Origin of the sequence: Moorena sp. SIO4A1 (assembly GCF_010672065.1) — a bacterium.
Lineage (GTDB): Bacteria > Cyanobacteriota > Cyanobacteriia > Cyanobacteriales > Coleofasciculaceae > Moorena.
This window is the reverse complement of record NZ_JAAHHX010000082.1, coordinates 1-23,442: the sequence shown is the minus strand read 5'-3', so window position 1 is coordinate 23,442 and position 23,442 is coordinate 1. Positions and strand designations below refer to the sequence as shown.

Genomic DNA, 23,442 nt, shown 5'->3' with positions numbered 1-23,442 from the left:
AACAAGCACTAGACCTTTGGAAACAGCTGCTGGGAGAAAACCACCCGGATGTCGCTACCAGCCTCAACAACCTGGCAGGACTGTACAAAGACCAGGGTCGGTACTCAGAGGCCGAACCCCTCTACCAACAAGCACTAAAACTGAGGAAACAGCTGCTGGGAGAAAACCACCCACATGTAGCAGCCAGCCTCAACAACCTGGCTTTACTGTACGATAACCAGGGTCGGTACTCAGAGGCCGAACCCCTCTACCAACAAGCACTAGACCTTTGGAAACAGCTGCTGGGAGAAAACCACCCGGATGTCGCTACCAGCCTCAACAACCTGGCAGGACTGTACAAAGACCAGGGTCGGTACTCAGAGGCCGAACCCCTCTACCAGCAAGCACTAGAGATTGCTGTCCAGCAGTTAGGAGAGAATCATCCCAACACCCAAACTATTTCACGTAATTTAAGCAGACTGTTAGATCAAAGTTGAGTTTCACCCCTCCTAAAACCCCAACTTCTGCACCGCCCTACGCTTAACCTCCTCACCCCGCCTATCATGGCGTAATGCTAGAGAAGTTGTCACGAAGTGCCAATGTCACTGAAACCCTTTGACAACGGAAGTTTTCTCGGCTTCTTCTCTAACAACTTCAGGAAACTACCTACCTGTTTGAGTCGTTTTGGAAACGTAAGTATAGCGACCGGGGAATCAGAAAGATTTTGGCAAAGTATACAGGTGAAGTTCCTTGTTGGGGGATTATCAGTACGTGAACTACCACGACCTACTTTGTAGAGGTCGTGGCTTCCAACTTCACGGAAGAATGCCTTAACTTGGACGGGCGTCCACGTCTTGGTCTTACTTCTTCTCCATTGGCGTTAACCTCCCCCGTCCCAGAGGAGGATAGCATTCTGATTCCTTCTGCTCTAATATTCTTTGCCGCATTACCATCCCTGTCGTGGGAAGTTCCACAGCTTGGACAAGTCCAGGTTCTAACATCCAGTGGCAACTCTTTAATTCGGTAATGACAATTAGAACAGGTTTTGGAGCTAGGAAACCATCGATCTATTTCAACCAATACTTTTCCCTCTTTTTCGCACTTATAAGAAAGAAAATTAACAAAGGTTCCCCAACCCAGATCAGATATTGCTTTAGCTAATTTATGGTTACGAACCATGCCCTTGACGTTTAGGTTTTCGACTACCACTACTTGATTCTGATCAACTATCTTTCTAGATAACTTGTGTAGGTAGTCTTGGCGGACATTTCCAATTCGCTCGTATACCTTAGCTACAATTTTTCTAGCCTTTTTGCGTCCACTACTTCCTTTTTTCTTTCGGGCAGCAATACGCTGTTTTTTTGCTAACTTTTTTTCGGACTTAGCCAGGTGCTTAGGATTACTGAATTTAGAGGTCTTTTCGCCGTCATAAGAAATAGCAAAATCTTTGATGCCTAAATCAATACCGATTACCTTCCCACTGGTGCAGGATTCCACACTAGCGCCTTCATACTCCATCAGGACAGAAGCATAGTACTTTCCAGAAGGAGTTTTGCTGACTGTTACAGTCTTGATCTCTCCGTCCAGTGGGCGATGAATTATCGCCTTTACGATTCCCAGTTTTCCAGGGAATTTAAGACAATCACCCACCTGTTTTACGTTTTGGGGATACTGGATTGATTGACGGTGATGGTACGATTTGAATCTAGGGTATTCAGCTCTACCTTCAAAGAAATTTTGGTAAGCACGACTAAGATTGAGACTCACAGATTGTAAGACCTGAGAGTAACAATCTTTTAGCCATTCAGTCTCTTTTTGTTTCTTAAGTTTCGGCAACATAGAATTAAGTGCAGATTGCTTTAGCCCTTTGCCAGTTTCTTTATAAGTCTCTATGCACTGATTCAGTGCATAATTCCACCACCAGCGAGCACATCCAAAATGCTGAGCTAATATTTGAACCTGCTCTTGTGTTGGATAGATTCTGACTTTGACGGCTTTATGTTTCACTGCACTTACCTTCGTTATCGACCTTAGTTAATTTATATATATTTTCCAGTAACGTGTCAAGTCACTGTTTCGCTATCCATCCCCACCCTGGAAGAGGGTGGGGAATTCCGCGAGTCTTGTTAAAGATTTTTCCAAATTCTCATCGATGGAAGCTGAGTTAATGCATCAATGAAAATGAGGTAAATGGGTGGTGCGATGCGATCGCTATCAAGATAGAGTCCGAGCAAACAACTACCTACACCTCAACCCTCAGCACACAACCGACACCACCTATCCACAAAACCCCCAGCACATACCAGAAAACAAAAATACCGTGTACCCGAAAAGCAACCTCATTAGCAGAAACTGAGAACAGAAACTCCAGCCGTCGAGCTTCAACAACTGGGGAAACATTGGAATAAAAATCTCCCGGTGCTCAACTCAACCAATTATTTCGCTGCTCTATCTCCCCCAGACTTAACAACAACTACACCATTGAACCAGTACCTGATGGTATTACCCCGGTTACACCGGTTACACAAACTCAACCTACTGCACCAAAGCGCCACAGAATAAACGTAACAGTAACAGCACCGGAAGACATCAAGGTGAAGCAGGGGGACAGAGTAAAGGTAAGTGAAACGCTCTCGGACCGCACTGCTCAACGGGAAAGGCTGGAAGCAAGACGGAACCAGCTGCAAATCGCGATCAATCAGATGAGTTTACCACTACCCCCAATCCAACAACCACCAACACCTTCGTTTAGTGAGGAGGAGGCTGCGATCGCAAAAGCTCGCAATGATTTAGCATTGGTCGAAATGGAAATTGAAGCAGCTCCACCCCTCCGCTTCAAGGTGGATTATCTCAATGTCATCCACGACCAGGATAAAATCCAGAAACGACAATGGTTACAGGAAAAGCGGATAAAACACAGATTGCGATCGATTCTGCTATTGCTCGGTTAAATGCTGCTAAAACTCGTTACCAACAGCAGATTTACCGGCATTCTCTGGAAATGATGACCTATCAAACTAATTTACAGCGGCAGCAGTACCAGCTGGTATCCTTGGTGAAGCAGTCTCAGGAAGTGGACAAGGAACTGGCAGAGTTGAGTATTGTGCGATTCTCCTAGGGAGACGCTACGCGAACGCCCTATGCTGGTCGGGTGAGACGGGTGAAGATTGTTTCACAGATGGACCGTGTGATAACTGCTGAGATTACTCTTGATGTTAGGGATGGTGGTTGATTTTAGGGCAAGGGCATGTTTGTGGTAGTGCTGTCTTTGTCCAATAAGTTGAGAATGATCAGATAGTGAAGTACTTTCGTTATAGGTTTTAGGGAGCAGGGAGCAGGGAAACAATCCTGTGAACCTCATAGTTATGAAAAACGCTCATTAGGAAAACTTCAGTCGTGACAGTATATACTTCACCACTCTTTCCCATTGCTCACTGGATATGCCAGCTTTTTTGAGCTTCTCAGGTGTTATCTCTTCCCCCATCACAAACATCTGGTAGAGGATGACCATGCGATCGCAGAACTCCTGAACGGTTATCCCCTCATCCTTAAGGTGTTGGAGGATCTCATCCTGATCACTTAACAGTAATTTGAACGTCATGTTCTTGCCCCGGGACTTAACTTGAGTTCCGGTGTCATAACCATTTTTTCCCAATGGATTATTGATTTTGAATCCTTTGCTCTGAGTATTCATACTTATCTTGCTTCACTTGGTGTTGCTGGTAGGCTGCACCAGGCTTGTCCCTGTTTCAGAGAAAATCACCACTATTTTTCTCTAAAACGGAATCAGTCTGGACATGGCACTGGCACGCATTAGTCTTATCCTCAGTATACCATGGTTAAGACTAAAATGCTAGGAAATATTTTTCGATAAAATGACTTGACATTAGCTTTAATCCTTAGTATACTGAGGATAGAAACGGAAGGAAGTAAAGACCAAAGAGATTCCTTCCGTTGTCAGTCAAATTAGAGACTTAACTCAATATTATGCTATATGACCAATGGTTGGACTTCGAGCAAGAATCGAAGATTCATCAGACAGATGGTTTTGCTACAGAAACCATGCTCTCTTTCCAGGAAAGGGGCTATGAGGATGGTTATCTGGGGGTTTGGAAAGGCCGCTGCGATTACTTCAACCAATCCAAGCAAGTTTGCCATTCCTCAAAAGTATGTCGAAAAAACTGCCGGTATATGTCAGGTTTTTACTCTGGGAAACATGACGCGAAATTCGACAAATACTGGGCAAGTTTGAACCCTAATTCAACTACGGAGTTTTGAGAAAATGAATGAAACTAATTCTCAAAATGGGGCAAGCCCAATTTTACCTCCAGACCTATCGTCTCTCCGAAAGTCCATATATGAGCAGACTACTCGCGGCTGGATGCGAGAACTTCCAGAAATCATGTCTGACCTGTCGGCTCCAATCCCGTTGAAACTTGTTAGTTTCAAACCACTTTATAAGAAGTCCCCGGACGGAACTCAAAAGCTGATCGGACGTGCCCCTTATCTACGATCATCGACCATATCGTTGATATTAGATTACATCACTCCCGGCTGGAGCAAACTTGATGACATAACTATTTCATCCGACATGGTTATTGTCAAGACAAAAATTCAAATCTTGTGCGCTCAAGGGCTTTTTGAACGGGAAGGTGTAGGCTCTGAATCAACATCATCAACTAAATGGGGTGGTCCAATACCAAAAGCAGCAGCCCAAGCGATGCGCAGAGCAGTGGCTTTATTTGGATTGGGACGGTGTTATTGGGACTCTGAAACGGCACGAGCAACTGTTGCTAGTTATCAGAAAAAGTTCGGACTTCCTCCACTTGATGAATTAAACAAGGAGGCGTTTTGATGATGAACTAAGTTCTAACTAAAGTAGCGCGATCGCATGAATAATGGTGTGCGATCGCATTACTCCCTACTCCCTACTCCCTACTCCCTACTCCCGCACTCCGCTCCGGGGGTGCCGGGGCGCTGGGAAACCGATCAACTACTTGGCATCACCAGTAACCAGCCCCGTGCATCCCCCGGAGCGGAGTCTTTGCAACCTTCTGTAAATCCCAAAAAGAATGGATTTTCGTTGATTTTCACCGTATCTTATGGTATACTGAGGTTAAGATCAAAGAGAAAATAAAGCCATGATTAACTGTTGCATCACAGGACCACGCACCATAAGACCAGAGCATATCCGAGTAATCCAGGAAAAGCTAAACAGCATATCCCCAGAAACCTGGCACATCGGGGACGCCCCTGGGGTAGATACAATAGCCCTACATTTTTTAGAGAAAAAACACACTGTAACGACCTACCACGTGACGGGGAAAGAACGGTGGCACTTCGCAGAGCGAAGTACACGGATGATAAAAAACTGCATGAAAAACCCAGGAAGCTACAAATTGCTAGCTTTCCCAAACAAACCCTGCCCGCAAGGGGTACAACCAAAACCAACCTTCCACGGTTCCGGATCAGGAACCTGGGGAACCATAGCTCTTGCTTTTTATTATGGTTTTGACATCGACATAACTTTTTTAGAGAAAAATCCGCTGCCCGAATGGCTGAGTAAGCCAACCTACGAACAGCTCTCGCTTTTTTAACAACTTTGCCGACAACTAGGGGCTGGCCGGGGCGGCCAGCCAAAACCAGCCGCCCCGGTCAAAAACCAGAAACCAGCCCCGTGCCCAGCCACGACGCAACCCACGACGCAACCGAAGCCAACCCACCTTCGCTACCTCTTCCTCTCCCTCTCCTTCTCCCTCCATTTTTTTTAATGGACACCCCCCCTGGAGTTGAAAAGTGTAGCTCGGGCGGAGTTAGGAAAATTTATACTAAATTTTCCTAACGGAGGTCGAGCGAACTTTTCAATCTCCACACTCCGCCTGGCCGACTAGGCTGTGGTCGCGCGAGGCCATTGGATCTGAGTGTTTTAGAGAAAAAATTTATGCCGAGCGCCGACCCAGCCGGGAACTGCAACACCGATCGGCTAGGTATTTATGCGAAGCCAAGGTATTTATTTGGTTTCCACAGCGCAGCGCGTGTTCGATGGTCTATGTGCAATCGCGTTTGATTGGGATGTTGGTCTTGCTGCTGGTGCGATCGCGTTTGATTGGGATGTTGGTTTTACTGGGGCGATCGCGTAGCGTGGCCATAGGGCAATCGCATTGCTGGTAACGGTGTTATAGTTCAGATGAGTCTAACTGAATACCTGTGATCGCTTTTAGCGGTTCCAAAGAAGTATTGCAAAGGCAGGACAGCGGCAAGGTTGTGAGGGGAGCGTATGTTACCACTATATAGTTGGTTATTTAGGGCATCGCACATAACAGTAGTGAACCTTGTCCTGATCAAGTTAAACACCATAGGAATAAAGAACACAAGCAAATTTATTCCCACATAAGTATTTCCGAAATCCTGATTCATCGACTGTAGTTTACATCGAAAAGCAATGAATTATAGGAATTTTTGTTCTCTACTCCCTACTCCCTGTTCCCTGTTCCCTGTTCCTGTTCGACACGCCAAGCAGTTTCCCTCCCAATCTTCCCCGATTTAACAAACAACCACGAACCCCTCCTATAAGTATCCTCACCCTTCCTGGTGTGAGGTTTTACTTTTATCAATTCTCTAACCTCCGAAGTGGTTAATAACCACTGTTCTTGGGCAGCCATCTTCAACTGCTGCATGTATTCTATGGGGCTCAAAGGCTTCATTCTGTTGATATTGGCTCTCTCAATACCAGACGCGATCGCATCAATCAACACCTCCAATGCTTCCCGTTCTGCCTCCCAAGAACCTGTCCGGTGAACGTTCGGTGAACTGTTCGGTGAACTGTTCGGTGAACTGTCCAGGGAGATAGTTTCCTGACTATCTTCGGTAAATTCTTCGGTCAATAATGCCTCAAAGTCTTCAAAGGTTCCACCCCTTTCCAAATGGTTGTTTAAACGATCCAATTCCTCCAGTTGTCTACCAGATATAAAGGAGCGAGTCCCCTCTTTGTTTGTTTCAATATTGGCATGTTTGATTCGATCGTAAAGGGCGGTGCGACCTATCTTGTATCGGGTCTGTAAATCCTTAACGGGGATTTTGTCTATTTCTTGAGCCATAACCTTTGCTGGATGTTCGGTGAATGTTCACCGGGTGTTCGCCGGATGTTCACTGAACATTTTATATCTATGTAGAGGAAATAGGGAATCGGGAATCGGGAATAACGGGCAAGACCACCAAGATACCTGTTTAACTGCCCTGCTTGCACACCTGAGATTTTTTTGCATAGGGGCAAAAAAAACCTGATGACTGGACTTAGAAGGGGTAATAAATTAGGGGATCGCCTTCCCCAAGTAATAACAGGACTTATATAAGCACATTCGATGAGCATATAAAGTCACTGACAACCTCTATGTTGCATTTACCCCTAATTGGTAACTATGAAACTCAAACAGGTACTTCATCAAGTCAAAGTTTCAATATCCTGGTCACAAAAAACACCCCATAAAAATATAAAAAAAATAGCTTTTAAACTTTATCAAAATCGTCAAATAACAGAAGAAAAAGGTGATGCGGAACAAGACTGGGTTAAAGCTGAACAAATTGCCAACAATCCCTTAAGATTAATACTGTTTAAGTTTAATCAACCACTTATAAAGACAGAAAAAAAATTTCTAGAACCTTTTTTAGGTTACTTGAATAGGCTGGCAGTAATAGAAATTTTAAATCTTACTAGTAATATAACAATACTCATAGCTGTAATAGTTTTTGTCGCTAGTGAAAAGGATAGACGAGATAGTGAAATTTATCAAGCATGGCAGGTAATTACAGCAGCATATGGCCAAAAAGGTAGTGGTGGTAGAATACAAGCCCTAGAATTCCTGAACTCAAGACCAAGACGTAATCCCTGGTTTTGGTTGACTTGGGATAGAGAAAGTTTAAGAGGCTTGGAAGCACCAAACGCTTATTTGAGAGGAATTCAACTCTCTAATGCTGATTTAGGGGACGCTAATTTAAAAGGTGCTATTTTACAAGGTGCTAATTTACAGGAGGCTTTTTTAAGGGACGCTAATTTACAGGAGGCTTATTTAAGGGACGCTAATTTACAGGAGGCTAATTTAGGGGACGCTAATTTAAAAGGTGCTATTTTAGGGCACACTAATTTACAGGAGGCTTTTTTAATGGACGCTAATTTACAGGAGGCTTTTTTAGTGAACGCTAATTTAAAAGGTGCTATTTTACAAGGTGCTATTTTACAGGAGGCTAATTTAGGATTAGGTTTTTCTGTGTTTGTAAATCCAGGAAAATACTCACGAATAGTTGACGTGAAAGGTACTATTTTACAGGAAGCAAATTTACAGGAAGCAAATTTACAAGGTGCTATTTTACAAGGTGCTATTTTACAGGAAGCAAATTTACAAGGTGCTATTTTACAGGAAGCAAATTTACAAGGTGCTATTTTACAAGGTGCTATTTTACAAGGTGCTATTTTAAAAAATGCAATTTATACAGATAAAAGCACATTGAAAGTTACTTGCGAAAGACTTTATCTAAAATATCCTTGTCCCACTATATTTCCTGAAAAATTTAATCCTAAAACCGCCGGAATGAAACTAATAAAAGAACTTAAAGATATACCCTGACTCCCTTGAGTTGGGGATTCCCTTTTGTTGTTAATTTATTTACCGTCACCTCTGTTCTCATGCAGGGAAAGCTTTTGAGCTATTTTCACCCCACTGATTCCGCCACCTCTGTTGGTACTAGAGAAAGGATGGGGTAGTTCTTGCAGCGATCGCAATCAGACCTTCCTTCTGTTGGGAGTAGAGGGTGGTTGCATGGGGATACCGAAATAAATCGAGGTTGCCCGATGTACGGACAGCAAAGAAAAATGATTGCACCCCATACAGATGCGATCGCCCTTACACCACCCACATTTTTCTCTAAAACAGAACGGTTCCGTCTTAGACCACCGGGAAGACTCGTTTTTTCTCTAAAACAGAACGGTTCCGTCTTAGACCACCGATTTTTTCTCTAAAACAGAACGGTTCCGTCTTACACCACCCGCAACACTAATCAGCACAGGTTGATACTCTTCCCCAAGACCTTCTCAACTATATAGACATAGTCCTTGCCCTCCCTTTGGGCAGCTCGAACCAAAGGGAGCTTTGAGTGTTTAATTCCAAAGTTCTTACTTTGCCAGCCTTTCTTGGGGTTTACCAGAACCTTGATATTGATTCCCCAATACCAATCTTCGTCTTTGGTGCGATCGCCTTCCACCAGTGGGTATGTGCGCATAACACCATCTTTCCCCCTGCGATTAGCGGTGAACTTGTATAAGGTACCGTGCTGCTTGGAAGCATCTGGGAGGCGGCAGCATAAGCGGTCTTCTATAGTCAGTCCAAGTAGCTTCACCTGCTTAAACGGAATTCTGCTGTACTGGTTTCCGTACCACCACTCAACGTCTAAACGAAGGGTATCTCCCGGAACAGCTCGGATTACTGTCCCTATACGCCCATCCTTGGAAGCAACCAATTGACCAATAGCCTTATCATGGCAGTAGTCAACAATAGAGAGTTGTTCATGCTCCTCGATGGACAGCTGATTTTTTAGAGAAAAAGCTATAGCGCTATACTCATCCCCAGGATTTTTTAGAGAAAAAGCTATAGCGCTATACCCAGTCCCCTCTTTGGTACCAGACCCACTTTGCGGCAGAGAGGGCGAGGGCTGCCTGGGGGACTGATACTGTCTGGCCGATAAGTCTTCTGGCTTCTCTCCTTCCCCTTTGTCCTTTTTCGGCGTGGAGACAAACATCTCCGGTTCCAGGTAATCCGGTGGGAAGCCGTGCAACAGCAACATCGCCTGCACGCTCAATTGTGAGCCAGTGGGCAGAAGTCCCGAACTCTTCCACCAGCGTTCGCACTTGGTATTGCCAGCGCCCCTGCCTGATCTTCCACGTCCTGTCAGGAGCGTAGGACAGAGAAAAGACTCGGACTCTGCGATAGCTGCCGCCGATCTGGTGGCAGCCAAGGATGATTGGATCCAAGACTTCGTATCCAATCTCTGATACTTTTTCAACCCATGTCTCATATCCCCTATAGAGGAATCCTTCGGGTTGCTCAAGAAGGACCATCGAGGGTCGTCCTTCTTCAATGCATCTGATGAATTCTTTATATAGAGAGGACTCGGGATGGTCAAGTCCAGTCTTGTCGCCAGCGGATGATGTCCCAGAACAGGGGAATCCCCCAACCATGAAATCATACTCACCCAGCTTGGGGTGGAAACTCCTGATATCCCCAAAAATAGGATGGGAGAAGTTCCGCTCAAGGACTTTGATACAGGAAGGGTCGTTTTCCACGGATCCTTCCCACAAGAATCCCCCGATCTGTTTGGCAGCATAGGGGAATCCCCCAATCCCCTCAAACAAGCCGATGGTTCTGATAATTCTGATGGATTCACTGAGTCCATACATTGGTCTTGATGGTATTGCGTACACGACCCTCTCCTTTTAAATTCTTCCCCAGTGCTAGGGCGGGCTTCACATGGATTCAGATCAGAATCATGATTGACCTCATACTGATTGAGATCAAAAAGTTCACATTGCTTATATCGCTTTCGCTTGTATTGTCGTGACCTTCCTTTCTTGAATCTCTGATCCAAATCCATCTGATATGGATTTACTTGAGAATCAGGACTTGTCTCATATTGAGATAAATCGAAAAATTCACATTGCTGATATTGCTTTGGCTTCTGCGTTCGCGACCTAAGAGCCTCAAATTCCTCTATGTCCCCGTCCAAATCCGTCTGATGTGGATTTACCCCAGAGCTAGGATTTATCCCATATTGGGACAAATCAAAAAGTTGATATTGCATTGTTATTCCTCCCTACTCCTGCTCTGGATTCGTAGGAAAGCCCGATGGCGGCAAGTACTTTTGTATTAAATCCTTAAGTAGTGATTGTTGATGATGTCTGCGGTACTCAGCAAAGTTTTCTGTGGATATCTCAATAGCACTCTTTGCTGGAATCCAACTCACTTGATCTGGGTTACCCGATGGCTCAGATGGCTGGCACTCCGAATTACCCTGGGGTGGGTGATAATCAGGGTTATCGCACTTCATAGCAATGTACCAGGGCAATATCTGCCCGGTCTTGTACATTACTGTCCATTCTTTGGTAGACCCAGAAGTAAAACGATAAGTTTTAATTTTTGGGTTGTTATTACACCACTCAACAAAACCAGGGGGTGGGGATGGAATTGGATTCTCTTTGACCTGTTCATTAGCCTCAAAGTATTGCTCATCAACCCCGTCCTTCAGGGACTGAATGAATAGCCCGGTTGGGTTTTTTACCCACCCTTCCCTTACCGCCTCCTTTACCCGATCTAAGGCATGGGTAAGGTTTGCATAGAAATTGATCATGTACTTCATCACAGCAGCTGGCTTAATCTGAAGCCTTCTCAGCTGTATCTCTGCTGCTGCGATCGCACGCTTCTTCTCAGCGGCGGCGGAACTTACTTCCAGCTCTTCCTTTATATCCTCATTATCATTATCACAAGGGATGGAAACAGCTTCTACCCCTTGATTACTTTCTTCTTGGTCTTGATCATTTTTTTCTTCAACACACGGGTGGGTGGGTGGGTGACATGTAGAGTTTTCTAAAAAAGGTACTCTTTTATATGATTCAGGCAAAATGTCCGAATCGATACTACCCGGTTTGGCCGAATCGATTTGACCAAAACACTCAAGGATTTTGATGTCCTTGACTCTCTTCTTCAGCTCCTGGTAGTTAACTGAATACCAGTTCACCTGGTAGTATGTCCCGGAAGACAAACGCTTAATGTAGACTAAACCTTTTTCCCGGAGGTTTTTAATAGCCCTGCCAATGGTCTTCTCAGAAACTTTTATCCGCTCTGCCCACTTCTCATAAGTTCTGTAGAACCATCTTTTTTTATCTACTACATGGTTAAATATCCCAGCCCAGTAGTGAATTTCCTGCAATATGAAAGCTTCTACCTTCCCGACTGCACCTGCAAGTTCTGGTAGAAAGATCAAAGGTCTTTCGTCCGACAGAAGTTTTGTCGCACTTTTTGCGCTACAATTCAACATAAGTTTTATTTATTTGTTTTTGTTCCCCGTCCTTTTTGCTGCAAAAGAGTTTGAGGATGGGGTTTTTATTTTCCTTTAAATTTAGACGTGATAATTATATCCCATAAAGCAAACAAGTAAGACAAGTTTGAAATTTTTTTTAGTAAACTTATTTTTTTATCAACAAAAGTACATAGTGCATTGTTAGGTGTAATGGTCATTGTCTTGCTTTAATGGTAATAGGATGTTTATGGGCTACGGGGTAGCTCTGGTGGATCTGGTGCGATCGCCTTTAGTGCATCCTGAAGGGACGATCGCGAATACTTACTCTGTCTGATATTGGTCAGAAACTTCTCTATGGACAAGATCAATTCGGGTAAAAGACCCATCAACTTCCTGTGTTAGATCTGAATCGTAGTTAAACACCACTCCAAAATCCACACTAAGAGCTGCCTCCAGTCTTCTTAACGTGTCTTCTGGGATACAGGTCACTGCCCCGGTCAATATCGAATAGATGCTAGCCCTTGGTATGCCAGATGCTCTAGAAACCTTTGTGATTCCTCCTTTTGACTGTTTACATAATCTATGAAGGATTTTTGGGAAGTTTTTAATTCTGACCTTTTTATCGCTACGAACCTCAATATAGCTCATTTACAAGAAGTTTTTATAATAGTTCAACTTCTAAAGTGTAACACCTCTAAACAAATATTGTTTAATGCCTTGACATTTTGAAAAATTCACGCTACCATGTACACATGGATGAAAAAGCGAGTAGCTCAAATCACACACAACTACTCGCTTTAGTAGACCCATATCAACTGGCCTAGACTCATTATTACTGTTTCTAGGTCGCCACAGCACCTAGACAATAAAAGATCGTGTTGAGCATGAAAAATACGAGACACACTGCGGGTAGTACTTGTTTACTACTCCTGGTTCGTGACCTTGGATGTTTTTGGGTAACGTGGTCACTGATTTATTACCTATGCAATGGAAGCGGGCTGTAACGATGGGGTAACGATTAATTGGCCTCACTACGGCGTACGCTTTTAGTTAGTAGTTAATAAATTGGCGACACCTAGACGTCTAAGAATATTTTTAGACAGTCCATCTACTGTCTAACAGGTGTCTAATTCGTGCCACCGACACAAAATAGACAGTCTAATAAATGGGTTCTTAGACGTCTAACAACTTTCAAGTTTTTACAGTGTAATCTTTGTAGTATGTCTACTTGATGTCTATTAGATACCTTTACGTTTATTGATTCTATTCTCAATAAAACCGGACAGGTGTTAGACGTCTAACAGCTTTCACTGTGTTTTTGTCACGGAGAACAACCCAATAAACATGATTTTTGTGGGTAGTGAAGGGTAACAGGGCATCTTCGATCGCATCTCACTGTTACTTATTTGATCTACTCTCTACCTTGCTTTTGCCTCTTATTGCATATCTAAATCATTAAGGAGGTGATACGGATTAGAAATGTTACAAGCCAATCTCAGTGTAATGGGACAGTAAATAGACAGTCTTTAGGCAATACACTTGTGAAGTGTGGGATGTTTGGCGCTACTGTCTCCGATACGGATATGGCCTTAATTTACAACGATTTCTTTGCCTACAACTTGCCTTTGAAGGCAACAAGAAAACAAGTAAAGGAGACGTTGGGATTCAGCGAAAAAACGCTCAAGAGATGGCAAATTTTTATCATTGACGTCAATAGGATTGACTCTGAATATCCCTACAGAGAGATTCATCTCAACTTTTATTCAAAGCAGGGATGTCGTCGAAATTCAATTCTTAGAGGCTTAACCCTCTATCAAGTCTTCGTCTTCTTCTTGATTCATTATTTGAGGAAAGCGACGCAGCTTAGCTACGAACAGACAGCTTATTACTTAGACAAAATCCTGGAAATATTCAACGTAGAGGAGTTTGAAAAATGGAAACTAAAGACTTTGTAACCTTTCAAGAAGCTTTAGAAGTTCTCATCAACCACCAGGGGATGACAAAGAATGAAGCTACAAGTGCCCTAGAAAAGTTAGGAGAGGCTCAAGGATTTAATCCCTATGATGACCAAATCCCTTATGAAGCCTTCTTCCAATTAGAAGGAGCCGCAGATGTCACTGGCAAAGCTGTCCAAAAAGCACTAACTGGTAGTACTTCCTCTGCGATCGCTCCTATTGCTTCTAAAGAGGAAGTAGAAAAGTCTCTAGTCACTTCAGTAAATCAGAGCCTAGTTTCCCGTGGACTGGCTGAGTTACCAGCTGGCCTCATTATCGACATGATGCCCGAGCGACTCCAAGCCTACCGGGAAGCACTGGGTCTAATTGATGAGGTGGCTTTTGAGACTGCGGTGCTGGAGCAAGATCAAAAGATGAGCGAAAACCTCAACCGGTACCGGCAGGCCAATAACGAAGGACGGAAAAACCTCCGTCAGTTATTCAACCCTGAGACACGGAAGGCACTTGTTAATGGGTTAATGTCTCGTGTTGGCATCACTACTGAGGAGGTGGATGCTGAGGTGGAAGAGTTCAACGCTGAGTGCGCAGCAGAAGACCAGGCTTACCTTGAAAGCAAAATTGTTCAACCCAAAGTTGTGACTCAAGAGGAAGCGATCGCTCACCTCAGGCAGAAGATGGTCAAGTTAGGTATTGACGTATAAGGAGGGACAAGCGGGTGTCAAAAGATGCCCGCTTGTTAAATGCGAATGGATAAATACTACATTAGGCCACTATTGCCTTCACTACTATCATTCGGACTTCTAGTAATACCTTTCGCTTGTCAGCAGGCATGGAAGGCTGACACCAAGATGAGAGTTGACCTAATAGAACAGGATGGAGAGATCTTGAGAGCGAAACTGGACAACCAGCTAAAGGAGAAAGAAGTCTACGCCCGAAATCTAAAACTTCACCCGACCGAGCGTCACAGTTTTCAGTTCACTTTCAATCCAGAAACCAGAAATGCTTTTCCTATCAAATCGGAAGCGATCGCTAACCAGGTTGAAAACTCTCCTAGAGGATTTGTTTATTACTTCGATATCTCCACCCCTCAGAGGTTCGTTGGCACTGCTTGGAAAAATGAATCCGGTTCTGTGTCTTGGGCATTCCTGTGGGAGAAGGACGAACGAATCCGCAAATTAGCGATAGATAGACAGAGGAGTTTATATGAGCAAGTCAGGTTCTAACAGTGACCGCCGTGGTAAGCGAATCCTGGTTGATATTATTGACTGGATTCAAGAGGCTATCGACTGGATTTTTGACTGCCTGTCAGCTTTAATAGCTGCCCTTGGGTTCATTGTTAAAAACTTCCTTCTTGGACCCGGTATTTTAGCATTTAGCTTCGTAGCTTTCATTTATTGCCTCGCCATATCTCTAGATAACTTTTACACCCATCCTTCGGGGTTAGCCTTAGCCCCTAACCCATTCACCACTTGGGTCGGCATCAAAGCTTATTTTACTAAAAGTTTCTATGATTCAGAACTTTTTTTTCACTTCCTTTTGATGTTGGGTATGAATGCTAGCCAAGTCGTTTTGACTGGTATTAACTCCAACCCAGATGCCTCGGGAATGAAGAAAGCTATCAGAGGTTTTCTGCGCCTCTTTGGTTATTTCCTGTATGGGGTTGAAATAGCTATGGCATTTGGCGTTAGACCAATATTTGGAGAAGGAATTGGTGGTTGGACTGTCTTAGGTCTATTACTATTCAATCCCCTATCTGCTTTCGCCCCAGGAATTGGTCTTAATATCTTCAAGCTTGGCTATGGATACTTCAAGAAATTCGTAGGTTCTGGTAATAGGTAAAACTTAGTAAAGCTCCCGGTTTTATACCGGGAGAAACAACAATGAAAAGAAATGCATTGAGAACTCAAAAAGCTCCTCTTGATTTTACTCTGAAATATCCAGATCTAAATCTATTAATCACAGACTCACCTATGTGGTTGGCTATTCGGGATGATTATTTAATCTACGACGCGACAAAGAGACGTTTAGGATGTAACCTCTCCAAAAGCCTGGGTGTTGTGTGCTCTGTGGCCGCCTTAGCAACAATTAACGTAAATCCTTTATCTCCTTTAGCTTTGATTTTTGGAGGACTTGGATATGCCTGGACAGTAGGGAAAGACTTCAGTATTACTGACAATCTAAGGCCGCTCCCATTCGTTCCAGATGCCAGAAAGTTATGGGATGAGTTCACTAAACATGAAGATGATAAAACTGAAGACAACCAAAATGATCTGTTCCAAGGTAAACAATTAAAGTGCATCGACTGGCTATCAGAAAGAGAAAGACATGAAGCTGCCTTCTTGGCAGAGTATAGAGGGGTTTTAGGACATGTTTTAACAGGGGTGGGAACCAAAAGGCGTTTTGTCACTTACCTAACTATACTCAATGACTCTTTTACTAATAGAGATAACTCTCGGTATTGCCGTCACCTTAAGGAGTTAAAAGATGGTCACGAGCTAATCGAAATGATTTCAATTCAGGATTTAGACGCTCTAGGACGCCAGCTTTATCCATCAAAGAGTATGAGAGTCATTGAGGCTGTCCAGACCCCAGAATTAGAGCCTGCCGTAGATAGAGATGTGGCTGCTGGTACTTATGGATATGAATTTCAAGGTAGTCTTGGGGAAACTATTGATGTGCCTAGTAGTTACAAAGGGTTAGTCGAAGGGATTGAAATTGAAAACGAACCACAGAATCCAAAACCTAGTAATCCAGTCACCTCGATATTTTCTGGTTTTTCTAAAGGCAGAAAGAAACAAAAGCCCATTGGCTATCAAGTATTCTCAAATACTATTTATGACCCTTCCTGTGTCTTGGGATGGCAAAGGGGTGGAAAGACCTTAATGTTGGCAGAAACTTCTAAATTGGAGGCACAAAAAGGAGCGAAGATTTTCTATACTAGCATGGCGGCTAAAACTCCTGACATGGATGGTCGCTGGAATCATGCTTACAGAAAGATAGAGGTGAATCTGAGTAGACTCTCCAGAACTGAAGCTGCCAAGGTTATCAGTGAAGCCAATGAAATGTTAGAAGAGTTTTTGTTGCTTGAAGGGGAAGATAGACTGTATATCTTAGACGAGTGGATGATTACAGCGGGTCAGGTTCATAAATACGCTGACTTACTTCTTCCTTTTCTCAAAAGTGTTTCATCCGCTATCAGTGAAATGGCTTCATCTGGAATCAAAGATAATGCCGCAATCCACGTACTTGCTCCCAACTTTAGAGCGAGTTCACTGGTTAAGACTTATGGAGTTTGTCCGAAGGATTTGAGACTGGTTTTGGTCTCAGTTAATGACGGTCACTTTATCGAATGTAACGGCAAAAAGATTGGATGTAACAAAGCGGTTTTAAAAACAGCAAAAAATAACTTTGATACCCAATTTGTCGAAATGCCCCCAGGGTTGGAAGGCGATCGAGTGGTCTTGATAAATGGGGACTGGATGACTTTAGGCGATGCTAGTAATCTCCCTAAAATTGAACCTAAGACTACTTCTGCTCCTAAGACTAAAGAAAGCTCCACTCCAAAAGGTGGCAAGACAGCCAAAAACTTAGGGAAGAAAGTGCGTTCACTAGACCCATTAGAACTACACAAACTTCTTGAAGAAACATCACAGCGCTGGCTTTGGGAGTTTGTGGTGAATGACCTTGGTTACGAAAACCACGACCAGATCCTTGAGATGGTTAACCTCATAGCCCATTATCTTGGGCAGACCGATCCTAAGCTTGGCAAGAAATTTGTAGTAGGAGACGTCTATCGCCCTGAACTTGCCCGGCTATCGTACAAAGGTCGGAAAAAAGTGCGCTCCGAAACAATCGCGTTAACCGATGGTACTTGTTGTTTGTGTCAGGAATCTGAAGCAACTGAGGTCTACCAAACTAATTATGATGGACCACGCGATCGCGCCGGGCATAATTCATTTCCAGTTTGTTATGACTGTCAAGAAGATATCTGTTACAGCAAGCAAAACTGGGAACCTGGCGGTAAGAATATCTGGGATGCCCATGCAACTGAAGCTTTTTCCCAGTACATCACCAGGGCTGCGTTAGAAATGGTGTGATTTTTTGGGGTGAATGGTGATGAGTGAACTACCCCGGCCTACTTCGTTCCAACTCCATATCTAGTTTCTTTTCATAAATCCAGACTCTTTTGGGGCGAAAACTGCCCCCCAACGCAGAGTCAGTTTCTTTGTCTACACAGGCACTAGATTTATGTTTAACTATCTCAAGTGAATAGGAGATTTAACAATAGAAGAGTCACCTGGGTCGCTATCACCTCCATTGTGCCCTGGACACTGCCTGCTGACCTCTACAGGAGAACCGTCACTGTTAGCAGGCGGGTAGTAGTATGTAACATAACAGTCCCCCTCTTCTTCGAATACGAGACAGTCTAAGTTTGGCCCATTTGCACCGCATGGGTTTTCACTTATAAGTTCGTTCGCTAAAGTTTTAGCAGATGTGGCTCCAAGCAGGGAAAGAGCTAAAGAACTACCAAGCACAATTGTAGAGAAACCTTTAATCATAAGGGATATAGCTTTCTGTGTGTATTCCGACAACTTAAAAGAAGATTATTTTAATTAATAGTTCCTGCCTTACCAAGACACAGTTCAAAAAAAGATGGCAGCGCTCAGGGGAGTATTAACTGTGGCAAAGAAGTTAAAACTGATGGATGCAGAAAATTATGAGGCGGCGGTGGATTTGCCCAGGATTAAGAATCATCCCTTACCCAGAGGTCGAGCACTAACTCAAGCAGAAATTACAGCACTCATTAAGGTATGTGCCTCTGACACAACCAACCAAGGAGTTAGGGATATAGCCCTAATTGGCATCCTACGGGGTACAGGACTGCGACGGGCAGAGGTGGTAAAGCTGGAAGTGCGGGATTTTGATGGTGATAGTGGTGCATTGGAAGTGCGCCAGGGTAAGGGAGGGAAGGATAGGACTGTTTATTTACCCGAAGGTGCGATCGCGTAGCGTCGGCTTTGCCGAATCGCGTTTGTCAATGATTGGTTGAACACAAGAGGTCGCCAACCAGGAGCGCTGTTGTGTCCAATACAGAAAGGTGGACAGATACAGTACAGAACTATGACCCCCCAGGCCGTCTTGTTGATTTTGCAAAAACGGGCTAAAGAGGCTGGGGTGGAGTCCTTTAGTTCCCATGATTTCCGCAGGACCTTCTGTTCTGATTTGCTCGATGCTGGGATTGATATCGTGACCGTCCAGAAGTTAGCTGGCCATGCTTCCCCTGTAACTACGGCTAAGTACGACCGGCGGGGTGAGGAGGTTAAACGGAGGGCGGTGCAGAAGTTGGGGTTTTAGGAGGAGGGGCGAAGGCCATAATGTTTCCTGACTTAGAATCAGCAACGTCGAAAAATGTACTAGCCCAACCGACACAGGGCACCGTTTTAATTTTATCAGAATTAATCCGGAAGACAAATAAGTAATGGTGTAGTACTCATCGTAGCCCTAGTTAATCTGCCCTAGTTACTCAGATATGGAACCTCTAGTCATTGCCGCCCTAGCCTTTATCGGTACCAAAGCTGCGGAAACTACAGTAGAAAAGTTTACTGAGGCAGCCATAGAAAAAGCCAAGCTCCTGCGCGAGAAGATTATTAATAAGTTAAGAGGTAATCCGAGGGCTGAAGTAGCTTTGCAACGTGCCGAACCAGGGTCAAAGACTGAGCTAAAAGTTGTATCTGACTATTTGCCAGAGGCGATGGCAGCTGATTCTCAATTTGCCGAGGAGATTGAAGCATTAGCAAGGGAAATCGATAATTTGAACCAAGAGCAAGGGGAAAATTGGCAAGTGTCTGGTGGTGAGGTAAATTACAACAAGGTATCTGGTGATTTAACTTATGACAATAAAAAACAATCTCCAGTAATTGAAGGAACTGGTAGTAATACTACCATCAGCATTACCTACAATAATCCTCCTCAAGATTAGCTGAAGTCGCCTGGGGAGCAGGTTAACCAAATCCCAACTAATCCTAACAATTTAGCTAGAGTACGCAGTGGCGTAGTCAACTTTGTTGGTCGGGACGAACAACTCAAAGAACTACACCAACAGCTTCAAGAAAAGGAGCGCATTGCTATCACTACTGTGACTGGTATGGCTGGAGTAGGTAAAACTGAACTTGCCATACAGTATGCTCAACGCCAGAAACAGCAATCAACCTATCCCGCTGGTATTTGTTGGATACAGGTACAAGAATCCAACCCTGGGTTACAATTGCTGAGTTTTGTTAAATCTCAGCTTAATCTTAATCCTCCTGAAGATTGGGAATTACTAAAACAGTTAGACTTTTGTTGGTCTCGGTGGCCGCCTTTAGATGGTGATGTCCTGATCATTCTGGATGATGTTAGAAACTACGAGGATATTGAAGGTTATCTACCACCCCAAGAATCCCGTTTCAAAGTACTAATAACGACACGTAAATATTGGCTATCAGAATCCTTTGAACAATTACGTCTAGAGGTGCTAGATGAGCAAGCAGCTTTGGAGTTGTTAGCAAATTTTATCGATGAGTCAAGACTGGAAAAAGAACCAGTAGCAGCCTCTCAACTCTGTAAAGACTTAGGATACCTACCCCTGGGATTGGAGTTAGTAGGACGTTTCCTCAAGAGAAAATCTAGGTGGACCTTGGCCAGGATGGCACAGGAATTGGAGCAAAAGCTAAACACACTGGAGCCATCGGGGGAAATGACAGCTCAAAGAGGAGTAGAAGCAGCATTAGAGTTGAGCTGGAAAGAGTTAGATTTTCAAGGGCAGTGGTTAGGATGTTTATTGAGCCTATTTGCCCTAGCTCCAATTAAGTGGACACTAGTGGAAACGTGTTTATCTATAACTAATAGTACTCAAGACTCTATCCTACAGCGTTGGTTTCCAACATTCTCACGCCTGATTTCACCACTGATTCCTTCAAAAAATAACAAATCTCAAGGAGTTAGAGATTGGGAAGATGTAATAGAAGACAGTTTATTGGGCTTGAATTTAATTCGTGAAACTGAGGAAGGGGATTATCAATTTCACCAATTAGTACGTAAATATTTCCGCAGTAAACTCGAACAGATGCCAGAAGCAGGAAAGCTCAAACAGAGTTTCTGTAAGGTAATGGTACTTGAAGCACAGTCTCTCCCTCAAAGTCCCACAAAAGAGCAAGTAGACGGAATAGCACCATCCATACCTCACGTAGCAGAAGCGGCAACAGAACTACAACAATGGTTAGAGGATGAGGATTTAACTTGGCCATTTATTGGACTCGGTCGGTTCTATGAGGGTCAGGGATTCTACAAACTGGCAGAACCTTGGTTAAAGCAATGTCTAGAAGCTAGCCAAAACCGTCTAGGAGAAAACCACCCTTCTGTCGCTACCAGCCTCAACAACCTGGCAGGACTGTACAAAGACCAGGGTCGGTACTCAGAGGCCGAACCCCTCTACCAACAAGCACTAGACCTTTGGAAACAGCTGCTGGGAGAAAACCACCCGGATGTCGCTACCAGCCTCAACAACCTGGCAGGACTGTACTATAACCAGGGTCGGTACTCAGAGGCCGAACCCCTCTACCAACAAGCACTAAAACTGAGGAAACAGCTGCTGGGAGAAAACCACCCGGATGTCGCTACCAGCCTCAACAACCTGGCTTTACTGTACGATAACCAGGGTCGGTACTCAGAGGCCGAACCCCTCTACCAACAAGCACTAGACCTTTGGAAACAGCTGCTGGGAGAAAACCACCCACATGTAGCAGCCAGCCTCAACAACCTGGCTTTACTGTACGATAACCAGGGTCGGTACTCAGAGGCCGAACCCCTCTACCAACAAGCACTAAAACTGAGGAAACAGCTGCTGGGAGAAAACCACCCGGATGTCGCTACCAGCCTCAACAACCTGGCAGGACTGTACAAAGACCAGGGTCGGTACTCAGAGGCCGAACCCCTCTACCAACAAGCACTAAAACTGAGGAAACAGCTGCTGGGAGAAAACCACCCGGATGTCGCTACCAGCCTCAACAACCTGGCAGGACTGTACTATAACCAGGGTCGGTACTCAGAGGCCGAACCCCTCTACCAACAAGCACTAAAACTGAGGAAACAGCTGCTGGGAGAAAACCACCCGGATGTCGCTACCAGCCTCAACAACCTGGCTTTACTGTACGATAACCAGGGTCGGTACTCAGAGGCCGAACCCCTCTACCAACAAGCACTAGACCTTTGGAAACAGCTGCTGGGAGAAAACCACCCACATGTAGCAGCCAGCCTCAACAACCTGGCTTTACTGTACGATAACCAGGGTCGGTACTCAGAGGCCGAACCCCTCTACCAACAAGCACTAAAACTGAGGAAACAGCTGCTGGGAGAAAACCACCCGGATGTCGCTACCAGCCTCAACAACCTGGCAGGACTGTACAAAGACCAGGGTCGGTACTCAGAGGCCGAACCCCTCTACCAACAAGCACTAAAACTGAGGAAACAGCTGCTGGGAGAAAACCACCCACATGTAGCAGCCAGCCTCAACAACCTGGCTTTACTGTACTATAACCAGGGTCGGTACTCAGAGGCCGAACCCCTCTACCAACAAGCACTAAAACTGAGGAAACAGCTGCTGGGAGAAAACCACCCACATGTAGCAGCCAGCCTCAACAACCTGGCTTTACTGTACGATAACCAGGGTCGGTACTCAGAGGCCGAACCCCTCTACCAACAAGCACTAAAACTGAGGAAACAGCTGCTGGGAGAAAACCACCCGGATGTCGCTACCAGCCTCAACAACCTGGCAGGACTGTACTATAACCAGGGTCGGTACTCAGAGGCCGAACCCCTCTACCAACAAGCACTAGACCTTTGGAAACAGCTGCTGGGAGAAAACCACCCACATGTAGCAGCCAGCCTCAACAACCTGGCTTTACTGTACGATAACCAGGGTCGGTACTCAGAGGCCGAACCCCTCTACCAACAAGCACTAGACCTTTGGAAACAGCTGCTGGGAGAAAACCACCCACATGTAGCAGCCAGCCTCAACAACCTGGCAGGACTGTACAAAGACCAGGGTCGGTACTCAGAGGCCGAACCCCTCTACCAACAAGCACTAAAACTGAGGAAACAGCTGCTGGGAGAAAACCACCCGGATGTCGCTACCAGCCTCAACAACCTGGCAGGACTGTACTATAACCAGGGTCGGTACTCAGAGGCCGAACCCCTCTACCAACAAGCACTAAAACTGAGGAAACAGCTGCTGGGAGAAAACCACCCGGATGTCGCTACCAGCCTCAACAACCTGGCAGGACTGTACTATAACCAGGGTCGGTACTCAGAGGCCGAACCCCTCTACCAACAAGCACTAAAACTGAGGAAACAGCTGCTGGGAGAAAACCACCCACATGTAGCAGCCAGCCTCAACAACCTGGCTTTA

At 44.7% G+C, this 23,442-nt stretch carries 26 protein-coding genes and 3 pseudogenes; 20 read left to right on the top strand and 9 right to left on the bottom strand.

Annotated features, from left to right (window positions below; genetic code table 11):
* A partial coding sequence (locus tag F6K53_RS31240) for a tetratricopeptide repeat protein (RefSeq protein ID WP_293083368.1) occupies positions 1–476 on the top strand: 476 nt, incomplete at its 5' end.
* A 289-nt stretch (positions 477–765) separates the two neighbouring features.
* On the opposite strand, the gene F6K53_RS31235 is transcribed toward F6K53_RS31240, so the two are convergent.
* The gene (locus F6K53_RS31235; RefSeq protein ID WP_293083365.1) at positions 766–1,986 is read right to left on the bottom strand and encodes an RNA-guided endonuclease TnpB family protein; all 1,221 of its coding nucleotides are present in this window, start codon (positions 1,984–1,986) and stop codon (positions 766–768) included.
* Between the two features lie 587 nt (positions 1,987–2,573).
* On the opposite strand from F6K53_RS31235, the gene F6K53_RS31230 reads away from it, so the two are divergent.
* Positions 2,574–2,930 carry a hypothetical protein gene (locus F6K53_RS31230; RefSeq protein WP_293083362.1) on the top strand — a complete coding sequence of 119 codons (357 nt, stop codon included), beginning with the start codon at positions 2,574–2,576 and terminating at the stop codon, positions 2,928–2,930.
* Entirely contained in the window at positions 2,870–3,097 is a 228-nt protein-coding gene (locus tag F6K53_RS31225; RefSeq protein ID WP_293083359.1) for a hypothetical protein, read from the top strand. Before F6K53_RS31230 ends, F6K53_RS31225 begins: the two co-directional genes overlap by 61 nt.
* A gap of 54 nt (positions 3,098–3,151) precedes the next feature.
* On the opposite strand, the gene F6K53_RS31220 is transcribed toward F6K53_RS31225, so the two are convergent.
* Together F6K53_RS31220 and F6K53_RS31215 are read right to left on the bottom strand one after the other, a co-directional pair.
* Positions 3,152–3,340 carry a hypothetical protein gene (locus tag F6K53_RS31220; protein WP_293083356.1) on the bottom strand — a complete coding sequence of 63 codons (189 nt, stop codon included), beginning with the start codon at positions 3,338–3,340 and terminating at the stop codon, positions 3,152–3,154.
* Between the two features lie 18 nt (positions 3,341–3,358).
* The gene (locus F6K53_RS31215) at positions 3,359–3,673 is read right to left on the bottom strand and encodes a hypothetical protein (protein WP_293025695.1); all 315 of its coding nucleotides are present in this window, start codon (positions 3,671–3,673) and stop codon (positions 3,359–3,361) included.
* 293 nt (positions 3,674–3,966) lie between these two features.
* On the opposite strand from F6K53_RS31215, the gene F6K53_RS31210 reads away from it, so the two are divergent.
* The 5 genes from F6K53_RS31210 to F6K53_RS31190 all read left to right on the top strand — a co-directional run bounded on the left by F6K53_RS31210 (position 3,967) and on the right by F6K53_RS31190 (position 6,119).
* Entirely contained in the window at positions 3,967–4,257 is a 291-nt protein-coding gene (locus tag F6K53_RS31210; protein WP_293083353.1) for a hypothetical protein, read from the top strand.
* Positions 4,258–4,261: 4 nt separating this feature from the next.
* On the top strand, positions 4,262–4,834 hold the full coding sequence (locus F6K53_RS31205) for a hypothetical protein (protein WP_293083350.1): 573 nt from the start codon (positions 4,262–4,264) through the stop codon (positions 4,832–4,834).
* 36 nt (positions 4,835–4,870) lie between these two features.
* Positions 4,871–5,116 (top strand): hypothetical protein, encoded by a 246-nt coding sequence (locus F6K53_RS31200; protein ID WP_293083347.1) that lies wholly within the window; start codon positions 4,871–4,873, stop codon positions 5,114–5,116.
* Positions 5,117–5,354: 238 nt separating this feature from the next.
* A complete protein-coding gene (locus F6K53_RS31195) occupies positions 5,355–5,576 on the top strand; it encodes a hypothetical protein (RefSeq protein WP_293083344.1) in 222 nt (73 codons plus the stop codon).
* A gap of 396 nt (positions 5,577–5,972) precedes the next feature.
* A complete protein-coding gene (locus F6K53_RS31190; protein WP_293083341.1) occupies positions 5,973–6,119 on the top strand; it encodes a hypothetical protein in 147 nt (48 codons plus the stop codon).
* Between the two features lie 333 nt (positions 6,120–6,452).
* Here the strand turns inward: F6K53_RS31190 and F6K53_RS31185 are convergent, their stop codons facing one another.
* Together F6K53_RS31185 and F6K53_RS31180 are read right to left on the bottom strand one after the other, a co-directional pair.
* Complete coding sequence (locus tag F6K53_RS31185) at positions 6,453–7,076, bottom strand: hypothetical protein (RefSeq protein WP_293083338.1); 624 nt, start codon at positions 7,074–7,076, stop codon at positions 6,453–6,455.
* Positions 7,061–7,252, bottom strand: coding sequence for a hypothetical protein (locus tag F6K53_RS31180; protein WP_293025681.1), 192 nt, complete (start codon positions 7,250–7,252; stop codon positions 7,061–7,063). Before F6K53_RS31180 ends, F6K53_RS31185 begins: the two co-directional genes overlap by 16 nt.
* A 145-nt stretch (positions 7,253–7,397) precedes the next feature.
* Here F6K53_RS31180 and F6K53_RS31175 point away from each other — a divergent pair.
* The 3 genes and pseudogenes from F6K53_RS31175 to F6K53_RS31170 form a co-directional block, all read left to right on the top strand.
* Positions 7,398–8,369: pseudogene (locus tag F6K53_RS31175) on the top strand (pentapeptide repeat-containing protein); the annotation flags it as partial.
* Positions 8,351–8,473 (top strand): annotated as a pseudogene (locus tag F6K53_RS46075) (pentapeptide repeat-containing protein); the annotation flags it as partial. The pseudogenes F6K53_RS31175 and F6K53_RS46075, both read left to right, overlap by 19 nt.
* Before the next feature lie 267 nt (positions 8,474–8,740).
* On the top strand, positions 8,741–8,992 hold the full coding sequence (locus F6K53_RS31170) for a hypothetical protein (protein WP_293083332.1): 252 nt from the start codon (positions 8,741–8,743) through the stop codon (positions 8,990–8,992).
* A 38-nt stretch (positions 8,993–9,030) separates the two neighbouring features.
* On the opposite strand, the gene F6K53_RS46070 is transcribed toward F6K53_RS31170, so the two are convergent.
* Both F6K53_RS46070 and F6K53_RS46065 read right to left on the bottom strand, forming a co-directional pair.
* The gene (locus tag F6K53_RS46070; protein WP_365940212.1) at positions 9,031–9,489 is read right to left on the bottom strand and encodes a hypothetical protein; all 459 of its coding nucleotides are present in this window, start codon (positions 9,487–9,489) and stop codon (positions 9,031–9,033) included.
* Between the two features lie 136 nt (positions 9,490–9,625).
* Complete coding sequence (locus F6K53_RS46065) at positions 9,626–10,339, bottom strand: DNA cytosine methyltransferase (protein WP_366511377.1); 714 nt, start codon at positions 10,337–10,339, stop codon at positions 9,626–9,628.
* Here F6K53_RS46065 and F6K53_RS31160 point away from each other — a divergent pair.
* Complete coding sequence (locus F6K53_RS31160; protein ID WP_293083329.1) at positions 10,262–10,435, top strand: hypothetical protein; 174 nt, start codon at positions 10,262–10,264, stop codon at positions 10,433–10,435. The genes F6K53_RS46065 and F6K53_RS31160 overlap by 78 nt on opposite strands.
* A 404-nt stretch (positions 10,436–10,839) precedes the next feature.
* On the opposite strand, the gene F6K53_RS31155 is transcribed toward F6K53_RS31160, so the two are convergent.
* Together F6K53_RS31155 and F6K53_RS31150 are read right to left on the bottom strand one after the other, a co-directional pair.
* The gene (locus F6K53_RS31155; protein WP_293083326.1) at positions 10,840–12,006 is read right to left on the bottom strand and encodes a hypothetical protein; all 1,167 of its coding nucleotides are present in this window, start codon (positions 12,004–12,006) and stop codon (positions 10,840–10,842) included.
* Positions 12,007–12,363: 357 nt separating this feature from the next.
* A complete protein-coding gene (locus F6K53_RS31150; RefSeq protein WP_293083323.1) occupies positions 12,364–12,690 on the bottom strand; it encodes a helix-turn-helix transcriptional regulator in 327 nt (108 codons plus the stop codon).
* Between the two features lie 815 nt (positions 12,691–13,505).
* On the opposite strand from F6K53_RS31150, the gene F6K53_RS31145 reads away from it, so the two are divergent.
* The 8 genes and pseudogenes from F6K53_RS31145 to F6K53_RS31110 all read left to right on the top strand — a co-directional run.
* Positions 13,506–13,997 (top strand): hypothetical protein, encoded by a 492-nt coding sequence (locus F6K53_RS31145; protein WP_293083321.1) that lies wholly within the window; start codon positions 13,506–13,508, stop codon positions 13,995–13,997.
* On the top strand, positions 13,976–14,698 hold the full coding sequence (locus F6K53_RS31140; protein WP_293083318.1) for a hypothetical protein: 723 nt from the start codon (positions 13,976–13,978) through the stop codon (positions 14,696–14,698). Before F6K53_RS31145 ends, F6K53_RS31140 begins: the two co-directional genes overlap by 22 nt.
* A 147-nt stretch (positions 14,699–14,845) precedes the next feature.
* Entirely contained in the window at positions 14,846–15,220 is a 375-nt protein-coding gene (locus tag F6K53_RS31135; protein WP_293025665.1) for a hypothetical protein, read from the top strand.
* Positions 15,201–15,836, top strand: a complete 636-nt coding sequence (locus F6K53_RS31130) for a hypothetical protein (protein WP_293083315.1) — start codon at positions 15,201–15,203, stop codon at positions 15,834–15,836. Before F6K53_RS31135 ends, F6K53_RS31130 begins: the two co-directional genes overlap by 20 nt.
* Before the next feature lie 41 nt (positions 15,837–15,877).
* Complete coding sequence (locus F6K53_RS31125; protein WP_293083312.1) at positions 15,878–18,094, top strand: hypothetical protein; 2,217 nt, start codon at positions 15,878–15,880, stop codon at positions 18,092–18,094.
* A 556-nt stretch (positions 18,095–18,650) separates the two neighbouring features.
* Positions 18,651–19,352: pseudogene (locus tag F6K53_RS31120) on the top strand (tyrosine-type recombinase/integrase).
* A gap of 175 nt (positions 19,353–19,527) precedes the next feature.
* Positions 19,528–19,977 (top strand): hypothetical protein, encoded by a 450-nt coding sequence (locus F6K53_RS31115; RefSeq protein WP_293083309.1) that lies wholly within the window; start codon positions 19,528–19,530, stop codon positions 19,975–19,977.
* On the top strand, positions 19,978–23,442 hold a 3,465-nt coding region (locus F6K53_RS31110), incomplete at its 3' end, for a tetratricopeptide repeat protein (protein WP_366511376.1).